This window comes from Rufibacter roseolus, assembly GCF_017916365.1.
Taxonomy (GTDB): domain Bacteria; phylum Bacteroidota; class Bacteroidia; order Cytophagales; family Hymenobacteraceae; genus Nibribacter; species Nibribacter roseolus.
Genome location: NZ_JAFMSU010000001.1, coordinates 230,175 through 248,411, shown reverse-complemented (window position 1 = coordinate 248,411; position 18,237 = coordinate 230,175). Strand labels below are relative to the sequence as shown.

The following is an 18,237-nucleotide window of genomic DNA, read 5'->3' as shown; positions in this document are numbered from 1 at the left end:
ACGTGCTGTAGCCAGCAGTTCATCGGTTTTTATGATTACCTTCCCTTGCTTAAACCAAATGTACATGAAACGTTTCTTTACGCTTTTCCTCTGCCTTGCGGCCACGCTTTCGGCCTCGGCGCAGCAGACCCAGAAACCGCCTTTGCACGGCAAGAACTGGATGGCCATAACGGGTAAGCCCCTCGCGGCTACGGCCGGGTCTATGATCTTCCAGAAGGGCGGAAACGCCGTGGATGCCGCCTGCGCCATGCTGGCCGCTACCTGCACCATGTGGGACGTGCTGAGTTGGGGCGGCGAGACCCAGGCCCTCATCTATAACCCCAAGACCAAAAAAGTCATCGCCATCAACGCCATGGGTGTGGCGCCTACCGGGGCTACGGCGAAGTTCTTTAAAAGCAAAGGCTATAATTTTCCGCCGGAATATGGTCCGCTGGCCGCAACTACCCCCGGCACACCGGGCGGACTGCTGCACATGCTGGCCAACTACGGTACCCTGAGCCTGGAGCAGGTGCTGGCCCCCGCCATGGAAATGGCGGCCGGTTACCCCATTGAAGCCCAGACTGCCAACAGCTTTGAGCGCGAAAAAGAACGCCTTAAGCAATGGCCTTACAGCAAGAAAGTGTTCCTGACGCATCCCGGCGAGAAAAGGGAAGCCCCCGAGGCCGGTGAGATCTTCGTACAGAAAGATCTGCTGACCACCCTCACCAAAATGGTGGAAGCTGAGAAAAACGCCCTTAAAAACGGGAAGAGCCGCAAAGACGCTATCATGGCCGCCTATGACCGTTTCTATACCGGCGATATCGCGAAGGAGTTCGTGCGCGGGAGCCAGGAGCAAGGCGGCCTGATTACCATGCAGGACCTGGCCAAATGGAAACCGCTGGAGGAAGAGCCGCTAACTGTCAACTACAAAGGCATTGATGTGTATAAATTGCAGCAGTGGACCCAAGGGCCGGTGATGCTGCAGGCTCTGAACGTGCTGGAGAACTTCGACTTGAAGGGGATGGGCCACAACAGTGCCAAGTATATCCACACGGTGTACCAGGCCATGAACCTCACCTTCGCTGACCGGGATTTCTATTACGGTGATTCTTACTTCGCACCGCAGGAACCCATAAAAGGTCTGCTCAGCAAAGATTACGCGAAACAAAGGTCCTCCCTTATCCAGCCAGACAAGAACAACCCCAACATAGGTCCCGGCGATCCTTACCTGTTTGAGGCAAAAGGTGCCAAAAACCCGTATCTGAAACTCCTGAAGCAGAGAGGTTACGAAATGGATACCACAAAGCGGAACTTCGCCCCTACCCATGACATCCGGAACGGCTCTTCCATGTCTGATTATCAGCAGCGACTGTGGCTAGGCACCACTACCGTGGAGGCCGCCGACAAAGAGGGTTGGGTGGTGTCCATCACGCCCAGTGGTGGCTGGAACCCGGCCTGCATTGCGGGCAACACCGGCGTGGGTATGAGTCAGCGTATGCAAAGCTTCGTGCTGGATGCTTCTTTGAACCCCTTCAACGTGGTGGAGCCGGGCAAAAGACCGCGGGTGACCTTAACCCCCTCCATGGCCCTGAAAGACGGCAAGCCTTTCCTGTCCTTTGCGGTGCAGGGCGGCGATACGCAAGACCAAAACCTGCTGCAGTTCTTCCTGAACGTAGCGGAATTCGGGATGAGCGTGCAACAGGCTTCTGAGGCAGCTAACTTCAACACCAATCAGCTCTGGCTTAGCCTGGGCGGCACCAAAACGGATGACCGCAAACCAAAACCAGGGCAGATCCTCCTGCATGATAGTACCCCGGAAGCGGTGCGCGAACAACTAAAGAAGATGGGCTACATCATGAGTTTCGATGACCGGACCAGTGGCCCGATCAACGCCATCTACTTTGACTGGAAGCACGGCAGTTTCTGGGGCGGCTCCAGCAACCATGGTGAGGATTATGGAATAGGTTGGTAAGAAGTTTAGCCTTTGCAATAAAGCATTTTCTCTAACCAGGTTCCCTGAAAGCGATATTTGCAACAATAGCCCTGCGGCACTCTTCACCAAAAGAGCGCTGCAGGGCTTTTTGCGTTTATAACTGCTTTCCTTGCTGCAGCTTTGTTGGATTAGCAGAGGTCATTGGCTCTAAGGCAATTTCAAGTTGGGTGGTGGCTCTTGTTTTGGGAAATCATAAGCTCTCTTTCAGCGAAGGCAGAGAAGCTAAAGCCATGAGAGGAACTATTATTTCTCCTTTTTTGTGCAGGCATAGAGTTTGAGGACTGTTTAATCCTTGGTATTTGGCTATCTACCTTGTTTTAGACCTAAAATCAGGAAAATCGATCATAAACCTTTCTGGCATCTCCCTAAGGAATGCTCCTTCCTTTTCCTGCTATGCAAGTTTATTTTCTGTCCTGTTTGATAAAGTAAATTTATGCTTGGTTAAAGTATATTTTTGATATAAAATTTACTAAATTTGAGAAAAAAATAGATTTAATTTATCTAAAATGAAGGTGTTTTAATTCCTTACACCCCTGCCATTCTATCATAAACGATATTATATATAATATAAACTATCCTTATTTTAATTTTAAATATAACTTAATTGGTAAATAATAATTTGGCTTATTATATTTAGCCAACAATGAGAGTTCTTTCTACTTCTCATTGGTAGCATATTCCCCCTTCTGTACAATATATTATAGATTCAATGGCACAATTCTACCGTAGCCTAGCTTTTGCGTGCTTTTTAATTCTGTTTTCTTGTGTACAAGTATGGGCACAACAGGACTGTAATGTCACTGTCTCTCCGGTAGGGCCCGGAGCAATATGCCCAGGTAGTAGTCAGGTGGTATTGGAAGCAACCTCAACCAGTGCAGGAGCCACTTTCCAATGGCAAAAAGATGGCGCTGACCTTCCAGGCCAGACAGGTGATAGATTAACGGTTACTGCTGTAGGCGATTACACTGTACTGGTGAAAGGCACCACTTGCTTTGAGAAAGTCTCTGCTCCTTTCAAGGTCGTGACCAGTGGCAACCCCACCGCTGACTTCACCTTCACCGATAATGTCTGCTCCGGTTCTAACGTAAGATTCACGGCTTCTCCTGCGGGCCCGGGGTATAAATACGAATGGGACTTTGGCGACCCTTCCTCCGGAACTGGAAATACCGGTAGTCAACAGGAGGTTAACCATACCTTTGTCTCCAACGGTACCGGTGTGGTGAAATACCAAATTAAGCTGAAAGTGACCAATGCGGGCGGTTGTACGAGTGAAATCACCAAAGAACTTACCGTAAACCAGCGGGCAGATCCGTCTCTGGAAGATGTGCTGGCCACCCAAAACTTCACCCTCCCATTTACTAATTGCGCCACCACGGCTTCAAATTACCTGCTAAAGGTTCGGAACACCTCCACCACCAAGGCTACGAACCGGGCCTATACCATTGATTGGGGCGATGGCCAGATCCAGAATTTTCCGGCCTCCTTTGAAGAGGCAGAGCATACCTATACCACTCAAGGAGAGTTCAACCTAAAGCTGGTGATTGCCGGGCCTAACTGTACCTCTACCAAAAACATAAAGGTATTTAACGGGAGTAATCCTAGTTTAACTGTGGGTAGCCCGGGAAACACAGTAGGTTGCGCCCCGGTTACCTATACTTTCCCTATCACAGGGATCGCTAATAACACCCCTTCTACCATTTACACCTTTCAGTTTGATGATGGCTCGCCGGGCTACTCATTTACGCAGGACAATGTGCCTTCCAGCCTTACCCATACTTTTTTAAAGAGCTCTTGTAACAACGGTGGCACGGATGCCTTCAAGATGATCGCTACCGCCAAAAACCCATGCGGAATTACTACGGTGATTGTGAGTTCCATCTTTATTGCAGCCACTCCCAAAGCCAGGTTTGAAATAGATCCTAAGAGCCCCACTGGTTGTATCAATACCTCCTATACGCTCAAGAATACCTCTGACCCAGGGGCGAATTTGCTTGGGTTTGGGTCCTGTAATAACAACGCCAACTACCAGTGGGAAATAAGCCCCGCCACAGGATGGAACCTTACCACTGGTACGCTTACGTCTCAAAGCCCAGTTATAAACTTTACAAATAAAGGCGACTACAGTATTAAGCTGAAGGTAACCAATAGTTGCAATTCGCATGATACTACCATGGTCTTTTCTGTGATTGACCCACCTATTGCTGATTTTACTACTACCCTAAATCCAGCTTCAGGATGTGCCAACCTGGAAGTGGCAACTTCTAACCAATCTGTAGGTGAGCAACTGACTTATCTTTGGTCTGTTTCCCCCGATGCAGGTTATACCATTACCTCCGGGTCCCTCACTAGCAAAGATCCAGTCTTTAACTTCTCCGCTGCCGGGGTATATACGCTTAAATTAGAAACCACAAACCCCTGCGGGGTCAGTAGGGATAGCACCCAGATAAAGGTGAACTCCCAACCAACTGTCACCTTGCCGGCGCCTCGGGAACTCTGCGAGCCACAGGCTATTCCGTTCACCACTGCAAATGCGCTCCATACGCCCATCTACGAAGCCAACTTCGGCACCATCTCCGCCTATAAATGGACGGTGAGTGGACCCAGCGGTGCTACGTTTGTGGCTGGTTCCTCTGAAACTTCGCAGTATCCTACCATTGATTTCCCAAATCCTGGTACCTACACGGTTACTGTCACGGCTACAAATGAGTGCGGGGCCTCGGCAGCGGCTTCGCAGGAGATTATCATCAGGGAGTTGCCGGTAGCTCCGACGGTGGCCAATATGACTATCTGCCAAGGAGAGACAGTCACCCTGACTGCTACCGGAGGTGCGGCAGGTACCACTTACCGGTGGTATGAGGTGGCTTCTGGAGGTAATCCGGTGTTTACCGGTGATGCTTTCACGCCAGCTCCCGACCTTACGGCCACTACCACTTATTATGTAGAGGCGGTTAGTGGGTTCAATTGCGTGAGCGCCACCAGGACTGCCGTAACGGTAACGGTGCTGCAGGGTGTCACCAATAATACTATTGCTGCCCAGTCAGGCACCACAGTTTGCGAAGGGGTATTACCAGGAACCATCACGGGGGCTCAACCCTCCGGAGGAGATGGGGCGCCTTACCAATATAAGTGGCAGATTAGTACAGATGGCGTTACGTTCACAGATGCGCCAGGTGTCAATACTGAAAGAGACTACACACCAGGGCTAATTTCTAGGAATACTTGGTTTAGAAGGACCATTTCTTCGCAGAGGTGCCAGGTGCATGAAAGCAATGCGGTGGCATTTACCTTTAGCCCCACTCCGGCCGCTCCTGTCCTTACTTTGAATGACGTGGCCATTTGTGAGGGACAGCAGGCTAATATCTCAGTGAATCCATTAGCAGGATTTACTTACAGATGGTATACTGCCAGCACCGGTGGTACTTTGGTGACGACGGGTGAAAAGTACACTACTCCCGTTCTGGTCCGTGACACGGTATTTTATGTGGAGGCCATTAACGAAAATAATTGCGTTAGCACCTCCCGGGCGGAAGTGCGGGTGAGGGTGGCGCCGGCCATCGCGGATAACACTGTCAGCGGAGGCCAGGAAATCTGTACCGGGCAGACTCCTGCCGTATTAACCGGCTCTCAGCCAACTGGGGGTAATAACTCCTTTACTTATACTTGGGAGAGCAGCACAACTTCCGGTACCTCTGGGTTTGCGCCCATTGCCAATGCTAGCGCAAAAGATTATTCGCCGTCTGCCCTTACCACTACCACCTGGTTCCGGAGGATAGTAAGCTCCGCTGGCTGTGTTACCACCAGCGCTGCGGTGGAAGTGACGGTGCGGCCTGATATCACCGATAACACAGTGGCATCGGGGCAAACCATTTGTGCCGGAGGCATTCCAGCGGCCTTTACGGGCTCTCAGCCGGTGGGCGGGAACAACACCTATACTTATCAATGGGAAAGCAGCGTGACTTCTGCTTCCAGCGGGTTTTCTGCCATTCCGGGAGCCACGGGGAAAGACTTTGCGCCTACTTCTGCGGTTACCCAGAATACCTGGTTCCGGCGGGTGGTAGAGTCGGGTACATGCCAGAGAAATGAGAGTGCCGCCGTTTTGGTGGAAGTGCAGCAGCCTATCGCCAGTAATTCTGTTTCAGCGGACCAAACCATCTGCTCTGGAGAATCTATTCAAAAGCTGGTTGGCTCAGACCCCACCGGAGGAAGCGGAACCTATACCTATGTCTGGGAGCAAAGCACTACTTCGGCCACTGCCGGGTTCAGTCCGGTGGCCAACGCCACTGGGCGTGATCTGGAGCCTACCACCCTAAGCGCTACCACCTGGTTCCGGCGCGTGGTGACGGCAGGCGCCTGCGAGCCTAGCACAAGTAATGTGGTGCAGGTAACGGTAAGCCCTCCTTTGGCCAATAACGTTATCACCAATGCTCAGCCGCAGGCCATCTGTACTGGTTCTACCCCAAGCCCTCTCCAGGGCGCGCAACCTTCCGGGGGTGATAACAACTTTACTTTCCAGTGGGAGCAAAGCACCGACGGTACAACGTACACAGACATTACCGGAGCCACAGATATAAGCTATGCGCCAGGGGCACTGACCCAAACTACCTGGTTCAGACGGAAGGTCCTCTCCCGCACCTGTACCTCTACAAGTCCAGAGGTGAAGGTGGAAGTGCAGCAGCCTATCGCGGATAACACCATTACCGGGGAGCAAACCATATGTGCAGGCTCAGCCGCCCAGACCCTGACTGGTTCTCAGCCAACAGGCGGGTCCGGGAATTATAAATTCCAATGGGAGGCCAGTACTGATGGTGCCACCTTTGCGGCTGTGTCTGGCGCAACCCAAGCGGAGTTTACGCCAACCGGGCTGAATGAAACCACTTGGTTCAGAAGGAGAGTGGAAGGCGGTGCGTGTGACGCCAGCGTGAGTAACATGGTGAAAGTAACGGTGACCGTTCCGGTAACGAACAACACCATCAGCGCGGCCCAAAGAATATGCAGTGAAACTGCACCGCAAAAATTAACCGGCTCTGTGCCTGCCAGCGGTCCGGGTGCCGTGTTCACCTATGTTTGGGAAAGTAGTACCACCTCGGCCACTGCTACAGACTTTATGCCTATTGCCGGAGCAACAGAGATGGACTATGCGCCGGGCGCGCTCACCCAGACTACGTGGTTCAGGAGAGTGGTTTCTACAGGAGGCTGTACCAGTACCTCGGTGGCGGTGCAGATTACTGTAGAGCCCTTGCCACCTGCTCCTACGGTGGCAAACCAGGTAATTTGCGAAAACAATACGGCAACTTTGGTGGTGACTGGGGCAGGAACCGACGCCTATCAGTGGTTTGCCGAAGCCACGGGAGGTACGGCTTTAGGGCAGGGCACCTCTTTCACCACGCCGGTGCTTACCGCCTCCACTACCTATTACGTGCAGGTGACCAATGCACTGGGCTGCGCCAGCCCTCGGGCAGCGGTTCTGGTGACGGTAAACCAGAACATCAGTAATAACATAGTTTCTTCTGACCAAGCGCTTTGCGTTGGTTCATCGCCGAGCCTTTTGACTGGAACGGTACCTACGGGCGGAGATGGCGTGTATACCTATTTGTGGGAAAGCAGCACGGTTGGGCCTGATGCCGGATTTGCTCCGGCGCCCGGAAACAATACCGGTGACACCTATCTGCCTACCAATATCACCAAGCCTACCTGGTTCAGGAGAAGGGTAACCGCTGGTCCTTGCCTGCCCAGCGTAAGTGCCCCCGTAAGAATCTCCATCAGCCCGGTAATCACGAACAACCGGATTACGTTCCCGCAGTCTACCTGCTCTGGTACGCCGCCGGCGCCGCTTACCGGTACGCAGCCGCAAGGAGGTGATGGCACCTATACGTATCTTTGGGAAAGCAGTACCACCGGTTCTACCGGAGGCTTCACTCCTGCCGCCGGCAATAATGCGGAGAGCACCTACCAACCTGAGAGTCTCACCCAAACTACCTGGTTCAGACGCACTGTGTTTTCCGGCGGATGCTCGCTTACCTCGGCGGTGGTGCAGATAACGGTGGTGCCCATTATCAGTGGCAACACCATTGCCGCTGACCAGACCATCTGCCGCGGAGATGCCGTGCAGCCGTTGACGGGCTCTACGCCAACCGGCGGCAATGGCACCTATGTCTACCAATGGGAAATCAGTACCGACGGAGTTGTTTTCGCGGCGGCGCCCGGTGACAATAAAAAAGCCAGCTACTCTCCCGGAGTTGTGAGAACCACCACCTGGTTCCGGCGGACGGTGACATCTTTCCCATGTTTGGAAAGCAAAAGCGCTCCAATCAAAATTACGGTGATCACGCCTATCACCAACAACGTCATCCAGACAGAACAGGAGATTTGCGCCCAGATGACCCCAGCCCTGCTACAAGGGTCAACGCCGGCCGGCGGCGGTCCGGACATGACCTACCAATGGGAAGTCAGCACCGATGGGCCTACGAGCGGCTTCACTCCTGCGCCTGGCACCAATAATGGAGCAGACTATCAACCTGGGGTCCTGACCAAAACCTCCTGGTTCAGAAGGGTGGCAATTTCTTTGCCTTGCCAGAACCAACCCAGCAATGTGGTGCGCATTAAAGTGAACCCGCTGCCTGCCGAGCCTGCGCTGGTGACGGTTAACCCAAAAGTGTGTCCAGGCGATAGGATCAACGTCACGGTAACCAATCCTGGGTTTGGGGTTGAATGGTATGATCAACCGCAGGGCGGCACGCTGCTGTACACCGATGTCACCTATGCTACGCCGCCTCTCACGGCAACCACTACTTATTATGTGCAGGCTGTTTCAGCGGATGGGTGCCCCAGCAGTAAACGCACCGAAGTGAAGGTGGAGGTGGTAACGCCGTTGGCGGATGCCGGGCCTGATGTCTCTATTATCACTGGGCGGTCTACTACGCTGGTAGCCTCGGGTGGGGTGAGTTATGAATGGTCACCGGCTACGGGCTTGTCCTCAGTGAACACCGCCACAACCACAGCCACACCCAAAGAGACCACTACCTACACCGTGACGGTCAAGACGGCGGAAGGGTGCTATGCAAAAGATGAGGTGACGGTGACGGTGCTGCCGGAAATCTTTATTCCCAACGTGCTCACCTTGAACAGAGACGGTGTGAACGATGATTGGGAGATCCAGAACATTGAGAAGTACCCTAACTGCACCGTGGAGGTTTATAACCGCTGGGGAATCAAGCTCTTCTCCTCCAAAGGCTATCAAACCCGTTGGGACGGCACTTACCAGGGCAAACCGTTGCCAGTGGCAGCCTACTACTATATTATTAAGTTGAGCGAGGACGAAGAACCTATCTCAGGAAGTATCACCATCATCAATTAAGGCCATGAAAGGAAGAAGAATTGTTATTGTTGTGAGCCTGGCATTGGTTTGTTTGGCTTCCTTCCGCGCAGCGGGGCAGCAGATGCCTCAGTTTAGCCAGTACATGACCAATGGGTTGGTGATTAATCCGGCGGTGGCGGGCATAGAGAATTACATGGATATTAGGTCTTCTTTCCGGAAGCAGTGGATAGGCATTGAGGGGTCCCCCACCACGCTCTACACCAGTATGCACGCGTCCATAGGCAAGAGCGACCGCAACGCCCAGGGCCGCGGAAAGTTCAGGAACCGAGCCCGTGGGATGAAGAGCAGGGTGGACCGCAATAACCGGTTCAGGCGCGTGAGCCCGCACCACGGAATAGGGGCCATTGTGCAGGTTGACCAAGCAGGGCTCCTCAGGACAAGTTCCGTTAACTTGGTGTACGCTTTCCACGTGCCGCTTACCAGCACCTTGAACCTTTCCTCGGGGATTTCTGCCGGCGTGGTGCGAAACAGTTTCAACACCAGTAAGGCAAGGGCCATTAATACCTCAGATGCTGCTTTGCTGGGTGACCAGGTGAACATGCTCAAGACAGACCTGAGCGTGGGTACCTGGCTGTATACCCGCTTTGCTTTTCTGGGTGTCTCCGCGGCGCATCTCATCAATAGCGGTAGCGACTTCCGGACACCGCAGGATTACTCCATTTCCGGAAGGTTGGTGCCTCATTACTTTGTGACGGGCGGGTACCGCTTCCATATCCAGGACCTTACCTTTACGCCTTCTGTGCTGTACAAAAAAGCCAGCACCGGTCCTGAGGCCATTGACCTGAATATGAAAGCGATGTACGATGAACGGATATGGGTGGGAGCCTCTTATCGGAACAAAGATGCCGTAGCCTTTCTCTTCGGCCTGAACGTGAACCACGTGCTGGATTTTGCCTATTCCTATGACTTGACTACCTCTGGGCAGAATAAGACCAGTGCCGGTTCCCATGAGGTGATGGTGGGGATTAAAGTAAACAACAAACTGAAGGTGCTGTGTCCGCAATGGGTTTGGTAAGCCATAGAATGGAGGTTTGGCTTGATAATGCTTTTTTTCTGGCCTTGTGGTGGCTTGTTTCTGAATAGTTAATGGCTCTTATAAATGTAGAGCACTATGATGCTTTTATGGAGCAATTAGCCCTTATGAATGAGCTGAAAACTTCGTCAGTATTCTAAGGTATGTTTGCTTTCATATTTAGGTTTTTAGCTTCTTTCCTTAAAAACAGATAAAAAGCAGGTAAGTAAAAGGTACTTTTATCTTAGTGCGTGTTCTGTTTTTTAGAATTGTAGAAGCCTTAGTGAAAAAATAAATAATGGTGCTGCGGTCACTGTTTAGGCCGCTTTAAGTTAGCCCACTCGCTTTCTTTGAATCTCTTCAAGGAAGGAGGGTGGGCTGCTGTTTTAAGGCGCTTTTAGGGAAAACAGGCTTAAAATGCACTTAAAATTGACCTGTTGCCCTGAAGGTCAGCAAATAAAATGTCCGTGAAGGATTCTCTCTTCGGACCTGAAATCAAGGTCGGCTTCCCTCTGTTTTCAGTAAAATTCCCTTTCTTATCCGGTAAGTATCTTGGTGCCAAGTTGATGTCCTTGCCCGGGTTTTTAAAATATTAGAAAAAATGAATATATTTTATCCATGTGTTATTGCATTTTATTTGATAAATTTGTCCGACATAAGAATTTGGATTATAATTATTTAACAAAGGCTAGGAAGTCAGGAGTTATTTTATATAAGTCAATAGATTTTCTCATTCTAAAGGGCCGCTTAATTGAATTCAGGGAAGTCCATAACATAATATGAATACTATTTATCATAATAAAAATCATGTGCCTGCAATTGGACTAATGCTCCAAGGAGTAGCAAGATGAGTTTGGAGGTGTGTGCATGAAAATACGAATACTATTTCTCTTTATCTTCCTAGTATTTCATTCAAAGGGCTTTACGCAAACAGCTCCGGCCCTAAAGTCGTTGCAAGGAGTATCTGTGGCCGGGGGAGCCGGATTTGAAAGCAAAGGCACCAGCAAGGTAGAAAAACGCGTGCTCCGTATTGGGACAGCCCCGCAGGAAAATTGGGTTGAGATAGACAGGGTCTACGCTGACCTGAACCGCCAACAGCCTACCTCCACTCTAAACGGTTCCGGCCTGTCTGGGGCGAAGCTGTGGCCCGGCGTGTACCGGATCAAAGGAAATGCCCACCTGCAGAAATCTTTGGAACTGTTAGGGAGCAAATTTCCTAACGGGGTTTTCGTGTTTCAGGTGGAAGGTGACCTGAAGGTAGACCCATCAGTGAAGGTTGACTTGCGGCAAGGGGTTAGGGCTAAGAATGTGTTCTGGCAAGTTGCCGGAAACGTGGTGATGGGTGCCCAAAGTGCTTTCAAAGGCACAGTGGTAAGCACCGGGAATATCAATACGGCTAACGGCGTGGCGGTAGAAGGCAAGCTGTTGAGCAAATCTGGGAGTGTTACGCTTACCGGCACCAATGTGTCTGAGTTAGGATCTGACAATATCTCAGATTTGGAGGTGACACATACCGTGAGCCAGGGACCATACGGGGCAGGGACTATCGTGACCTATAACGTTACCCTCAAGAACCTGGGACCGGAAGACGAAACGAACGTTATTCTGAACTTTGAAACCACCTCGGGGCTCTCAATCCTGAGTGCCACCACCTCTACGGGGTCCTTGTTTGACCTCTTGCGGAAAGATTGGGTCATCAGTAAGTTCCCGAGTGGGGCTGTCGCCACCATGACGGTAACGGCCACCATCATTAAAACCGAGTTCTCTACCACCATTGTAACCGTAACTGGCAACGGGACTGACCCCAATATCAAGAACAACAGTTCTGAGTTGTCTATCTGCGCCACGCCTTCAAAGCCGGGTGCCATTACGGGTAAAACTTCTCTCTGCGTGAATACGCCGGGAAACGTCTACCAGATTGAGCCTCTAGCCGGAACCCGCAGATATGCCTGGACGCTGCCGGCCGGCTGGTCTATCACCTCGGGTGCGGAGACGAATGTGATCACGGTGTCCACCGGAGGCGCTGAAGTCAATGGCACCATCTCAGTAAGGGCAGTGAATGCCTGTGGGGACGGACCCGAATCTGTTCTGGCGGTTAGCACCGTTTCTTCGCCTCCTCCTATGCCGTCCACCATTTCAGGGCCATTAGAAGCTTGTAGAGGTCAGAAAGAAATTACTTATTCCATCAATCCGGTGGCCAGTGCGGTGTCTTATGCCTGGGAAATTCCGGTGGGGTGGACCATTGTGCGGGGGCAAGGTACCGCTTCGGTGACCGTGAATGCCGGTACCTCGGGCGGTAAAGTGAAAGTAACCGCGGAGAATGGTTGCGGGAAAAGCGCCAGCAGCGAAGCCCAAGTAATCATAGCCCCTGCAGCTCCCTCGGCCCCTGGTGCTATTGCCGGTCCTGCCCAGGTCTGTGCCAATACGCAGGAAGTTACCTATCAGGTAGCAGCTGTGCCTTTTGCTTCAAGCTATGCCTGGACGGTTCCTGCCGGCTGGAGTATTGTGAGAGGGCAAGGTACCGCCACCGTGGTGGTCAAAGCCGCAACTACAGGTGGGCAGGTGACGGTGAAAGCCCAGAATAGCTGCGGTACAAGCCCGGTTACCTCCTTAGGCGTGTCTATTTTCTCTGATATTCCCATTTTAGGTGCCATCACCGGCGAGACAGACGTCTGTTTATCTAACTCTGAGGTCACTTATTCTGTAGAGGAAATCTCAAATGCCGCTACGTATACCTGGTCCGTGCCTGCCGATTGGCGGATTCTATCTGGGCAAGGTTCCCGCAGAATCAACGTGAAAGTAGGGTCTACCGGCGAAGTGAAGTTAGTGGCCTCCAACCCTTGCGGAGATGGCACCTCCACCGCCCTCAAGGTGACCGTGAGCACCGGACCACCGGTAATGCCAAGCGCCATCTCTGGTTCCATTGCGCCTTGTAACGGACAGGAAGCGCTTACCTATTCCGTGACGAACGCAGCTGACGTGACGGCCTATACCTGGACTGTGCCCCAAGGCTGGACTATTGTTTCGGGTCAGGGTACTTCAGCGATCACTGTAAAAGCGGGGGCAACTGCCGGCAACATTTCTGTATCCGGAACGAATGGCTGCGGTACTGGCCCGGGAAGAACCTTGCAGGTAACGCCGGCCACTTCCATCCCTACGGCACCAGTCTCTATTACCGGAGAGACTGCCCCATGTATTGGCGGACAGCAAACCTATACAGTACCTAATGCGGTGGCGGGCCTCACCTATACCTGGGCCCTGCCCACCGGTTGGACTATCGTTTCCGGACAAGGGACCCCAACTGTGATTGTAAAAGCAGGTAATACTGCCGGCCAGGTGAGAGTGACCGCCAGTAACAGCTGTGGGCTTAGCGCTTCTACGGACCTAGCGGTTACTCCTTCGGCTGGGGTGCCAGCCTTAATTGCTAATATCCAAGGAGAAGGTGCGGTTTGTGCCAACACCAATGAACTTACTTATTCTATCTCTTCTACCAACGCTGCTTCTTCTTTCCAGTGGCAGGTACCAGCAGGTTGGAGTATCCTCAGTGGTCAGGGAACAGGTGAGATCAAGGTAAAGGCAGGAACTAGCGGTGGAACCATCAATGTATCTGCCAGAAACGGTTGCGGGCAGAGCGTTACCCGTTCTTTGGCTGTCTCCATCTCTTCTGGTATTCCCGTGACTCCTGGCAATATTGCCGGGCAAGCCAATCTCTGCGCCAACATGGGAGAGCTTACCTATACTGTTCCGGCCGTAACGGGAGCAACCACTTATACCTGGTCTGTGCCAGCCACCTGGACCATTGTCAGGGGGCAAGGCACTACTTCTTTGGTGGTGCGGGTAGGTACCGTGGCCGGGCAAGTGCAGGTAACCGCCGGTAATGCCTGCGGAACTAGCAGTGCCGTAGCGCTGAACGTGAATTTGTCAACGGCGGCACCTGCTGCCATAGGACCCATCTCAGGCGATAAAGCTTTCTGCGTTTCCACGGCAACGCGCACGTACACCATCGCGGAGAACGAAGGCGCGAGAACCTTTACCTGGTCTGTTCCATCGGGGTGGGTGATCTTGTCTGGGCAGGGTACCCGGTCTCTGAGCGTGAGACCTGGCGCCACGGGCGGGTACCTGAAAGTAGTGGCCGCTAATTACTGTGGAACCACCTCTGACTCTACGAACATCACCGTTTCTCAACCACTCACTGCCTCCCCTAAAGCTATTACAGGTCCTCAAACAGCTTGTTCCACCAATGAGCCTCTGACGTACTCCGTGGAAGCTTTGGCTGGGGCCACCCAATACACCTGGACAGTGCCCGCCGGATGGCAAATCTTGAGTGGGCAGAACACCAGAGTTATACAGGTAAAAGCAGGAGCCGGCGCAGGGACCATCTCTCTGGTCGCTTCCAATGCTTGCGGGGCAAGTGCCGCGGTGCAGTTAGCCGTTTCCTCACAGAGCGCACCGGTGCTGCCGGCGGGTATCATAGGCGAGACCCAGCCTTGCGGCGGAGGTACCCAGCAAACCTACACGGTTAGAAATCCTGTGGCTGGCATGACTTACACCTGGACGGTGCCCGATGAATGGCAGATTGTTTCTGGCCAGGGCACCAGCAGCCTGGTTGTGAAAGTGGGCAATACCGCCGGGGCAGTTACTGTGAAAGCATCCAACAATTGCGGCACCAGTACGGCCCAGATGTTGGTGGTTGCGCCATCTGCGTTCACGCCGGCCACTGATCCAATCCAGGGAACTACCGGTGTTTGCTTTGAGGCTACCCAGACCTATTCAGTGACGGCTGCCACCGGCGCAACCGGTTACCAATGGCAGGTACCTACCGGCTGGACCATTGTGAGTGGGCAGGGTACAAGAGAAATCCAGGTGAAAGCCGGAACTGGTGCCGGAGAAATCTCAGTGAACACACAGTACACCTGCGGCGCCTCCTCCAGACGCGTATTGGCGGTCGCCTCGGGGATGAACAACCTGACGGCACCGGCTACCATCACGGGTAACAAAGCCATTTGTGCCAATCAGAACCAGATTACCTATTCTATTCAGGCGGTAACCGGGGCTACTTCTTATGAGTGGAAAGTTCCTGTGGGCTGGGCCATTATTGCCGGCCAAGGAACAACTTCCATCACGGTGCAGACCGGCACTACCGGTGGGCAGGTAAGCGTAGTGGCCAAAAACGTGTGTAACACCAGCGCCGCTACCAGTCTTGCCGTAAGCGTCTCCAACAACGTGGCCTTTAACCTGGGGGCAATCACCGGGCAGCCGGTAACCTGTGCCACTACCCGCGTAACGTACAGCGTAACCCCTGATGCCTCGGTGAATAGCTACACCTGGACGGTGCCTACTGGCTGGACTATTGAAACTGGACAAGGGACTAACTCCATTACGGTAATTCCAGGTGCAACAGGCGGGACTATGAGTGTGGTTGGTGTGAATGGCTGTGGGGTGAAGTCGAACCTGAGCGCTTTGCAGGTGCAGGTACAGAAAGACCTGCCGCTCCGACCAAACACCATCCAGGCAGCAGCTTCGGCGCTTGCTCCATGCGTGAATCAAACCGGGCTGATTTTCAAAATTGAGGCTGTAAACGGCGCAACTTCTTATGAGTGGACGGTGCCTGCCGGCTGGAAAATAGAGTCTGGCCAGGGAACAACTACCCTTACGGTGACGGCTGGAAGCCAGGCAGGCCAAATCAGCGTCATTGCCAAGAACGCCTGTGGGCAGAGTGAAGCCCGGGCAGTGGCCGTAGTGCCAAGCACGGGGTCACCGGTGATCAACGGGGAGATTGCAGGAAACGCGAATGTCTGTGCCAACGCGGCAGCGCTAACCTACAGCATCTCTGGTACTGGTATCAGTCAATACCAATGGACAGTGCCTGCAGGTTGGACCCTGGTGTCTGGTCAGAATTCCAGCTCTATCAGCGTAATTCCATTTTCCAACGGAGGCACCATTCGGGTGAAAGCTTTGAACGGCTGCGGTGTGGCGGTAGAGAAAAGCCTGACGGTAACCTCAAGTGCGGCCGGAACCTTGAAACCAGGGGTGATCAATGGCCCTATCGCTTTCTGCGCCTCCCCTGAGCAGCGGGTGTACCAGGTGACAACGGTGACTGGCGCGGTTTCTTACGAGTGGAGTGTGCCAGCCGGCTGGCAGATCATCAGCGGGCAGGGAACCACCAGCATCACCGTTACTGCCCAGCCAGGTGCCGGGGTAGTGAGCGCGAAAGCGGTGAATGGTTGCGGCGCCACCGCTGAGGCTAGTTTATCAGTGACCGTGGCAACTGGTTTGGGTGTGGCTCCGGTGATTATTGACGAGAGCTCGCCTTGCGTGGGCAACCAGTTTTCTGTGCCGGCTGCTGCAGGCGTGTCTTACAAGTGGAGCATCGTATCGGATATCCCGGGCTGGACCATCACCTCTGGGCAGGGTTCTAACCGGGTAACCGTGCAAGGGCCGACGAATGCACCGGTGGCCTCGGCGAGGATCTCCGTGGAAGCCCACAACGGCACTTGCTCCAACACTTCGGCCAGCCTTGACATCATGCCTAAATACCTGGCCCCGGAACTGCACGTGCCTAACGTTTTCTCGCCTAACAATGACGGGAAGAATGATACCTGGGAAGTGGCCAACCTGCTGGAGTACCCAGAGAACGAGTTGGTGATTCTGAACCGCTGGGGCAGTGAGGTGTACCGCATGAAGAAATACCGCAACAACTGGAACGGCGGCGGCTTAGCCGAAGGAACGTACTATTACGTGCTGCGGGTACGCCTCTGCGAGGGCCAGGAGGTAATCCGTAAAGGCTATATAACCATCATGCGCTAAAAGAGAGATGAGTAGAATGAAAAAAGCGTTTGTTCTGGTGCTGGTGTGGGTGGCCTTTGTAGGAATGCCGCGCCTGAGTTTTGCCCAGCAAGACCCGCAGTTCACGCAGTACATGTTCAATGGACTGTTGTTGAATCCGGCGTATGCCGGGAGTAAAGGTTTTACCAGTCTCAGCGGATCGCATAGGAGCCAGTGGACCGGTCTGGAGGGAGCGCCCATCAGCCAGACGCTGAGCGTAGACGGGAACCTGAACCGGAAACTGGCTGGGGGCTTCATCATCACCAATGACCGGTTGGGCGCCCAGCGTTTCACGGAGGTGTCGTTCAACTCGGCGGTCCGGATTTCTTTAAGCCACAGTACTAAGTTGGCCGTGGGCCTTTCTTTAGGCGTGACCCAGCAGACCCTGGACGGCACCAAGCTGGACCCTGCCGAGCGGGACGATATGGCCATTCCCATGGGGATAGAGCGGGCAGTGAAACCCAACGCCCGGGCGGGGGCTTACCTGTACAGCAATCGGTTCTACACCGGCCTTTCAGTGGGGAATGTGGTCTTTTTCCAGGATGGTTTGCCCACGGATCCCAAGCCGCACGTGTTCCTGACCTCGGGCGGGGTGTTTGACCTAGGCCGCAAGATGAAGTTCAGACCCAGCATGCTGCTAAAAGAGGATTTCAACGGGCCGGCGGCGCTGGACCTGAATACGTTCCTGTTGTTCAATGAGCAGATCTGGCTGGGTACGTCTTTTAGAACCACGCTGAACATCTTCAATAACCGGGAGTTCGCCTCGGCTACCCGCCTGGGCAATGCGCTGGCGGTCTTGCTGGAGCTGCACCCCTCTCCGCTTATGCGGATTGGCTATTCCTATGACTTCTCGCTTACGCAGCTGCGCAGCTACTCTAGCCATGAGATTTCCCTGGGCTTTAATTTTTTGAAGAAGAAGTATGGCCGGATGTTAACTCCGCGTTACTTTTGAGTTGTTTCATGTACAAACATTGAAAAGCTGGTTTAGAGCCGATTTTTGAAAAACGGCTCAGAATCTAAATCATTTACCCACCAACTGGTGCAAAACTGGAA

5 protein-coding genes are annotated in these 18,237 nt (G+C 53.1%); all 5 read left to right on the top strand.

Annotated elements, in window-relative coordinates:
• The first annotated feature begins 64 nt into the window (after window positions 1–64).
• The 5 genes from J3P35_RS00995 (at window position 65) to J3P35_RS00975 (ending at window position 18,136) form a co-directional block, all read left to right on the top strand.
• A complete protein-coding gene (locus tag J3P35_RS00995) occupies window positions 65–1,951 on the top strand; it encodes a gamma-glutamyltransferase family protein (RefSeq protein WP_210462201.1) in 1,887 nt (628 codons plus the stop codon).
• A gap of 874 nt (window positions 1,952–2,825) precedes the next feature.
• Window positions 2,826–9,326: a gliding motility-associated C-terminal domain-containing protein gene (locus J3P35_RS00990; protein ID WP_210462200.1), complete on the top strand. Its 6,501-nt coding sequence runs from the start codon at window positions 2,826–2,828 to the stop codon at window positions 9,324–9,326.
• A 4-nt stretch (window positions 9,327–9,330) separates the two neighbouring features.
• The gene (locus tag J3P35_RS00985; protein ID WP_210462199.1) at window positions 9,331–10,362 is read left to right on the top strand and encodes a PorP/SprF family type IX secretion system membrane protein; all 1,032 of its coding nucleotides are present in this window, start codon (window positions 9,331–9,333) and stop codon (window positions 10,360–10,362) included.
• 948 nt (window positions 10,363–11,310) lie between these two features.
• Complete coding sequence (locus tag J3P35_RS00980; RefSeq protein WP_210462198.1) at window positions 11,311–17,166, top strand: ice-binding family protein; 5,856 nt, start codon at window positions 11,311–11,313, stop codon at window positions 17,164–17,166.
• A gap of 16 nt (window positions 17,167–17,182) precedes the next feature.
• Window positions 17,183–18,136 carry a PorP/SprF family type IX secretion system membrane protein gene (locus J3P35_RS00975; protein WP_210462196.1) on the top strand — a complete coding sequence of 318 codons (954 nt, stop codon included), beginning with the start codon at window positions 17,183–17,185 and terminating at the stop codon, window positions 18,134–18,136.
• The last annotated feature ends 101 nt before the right edge of the window (window positions 18,137–18,237 follow it).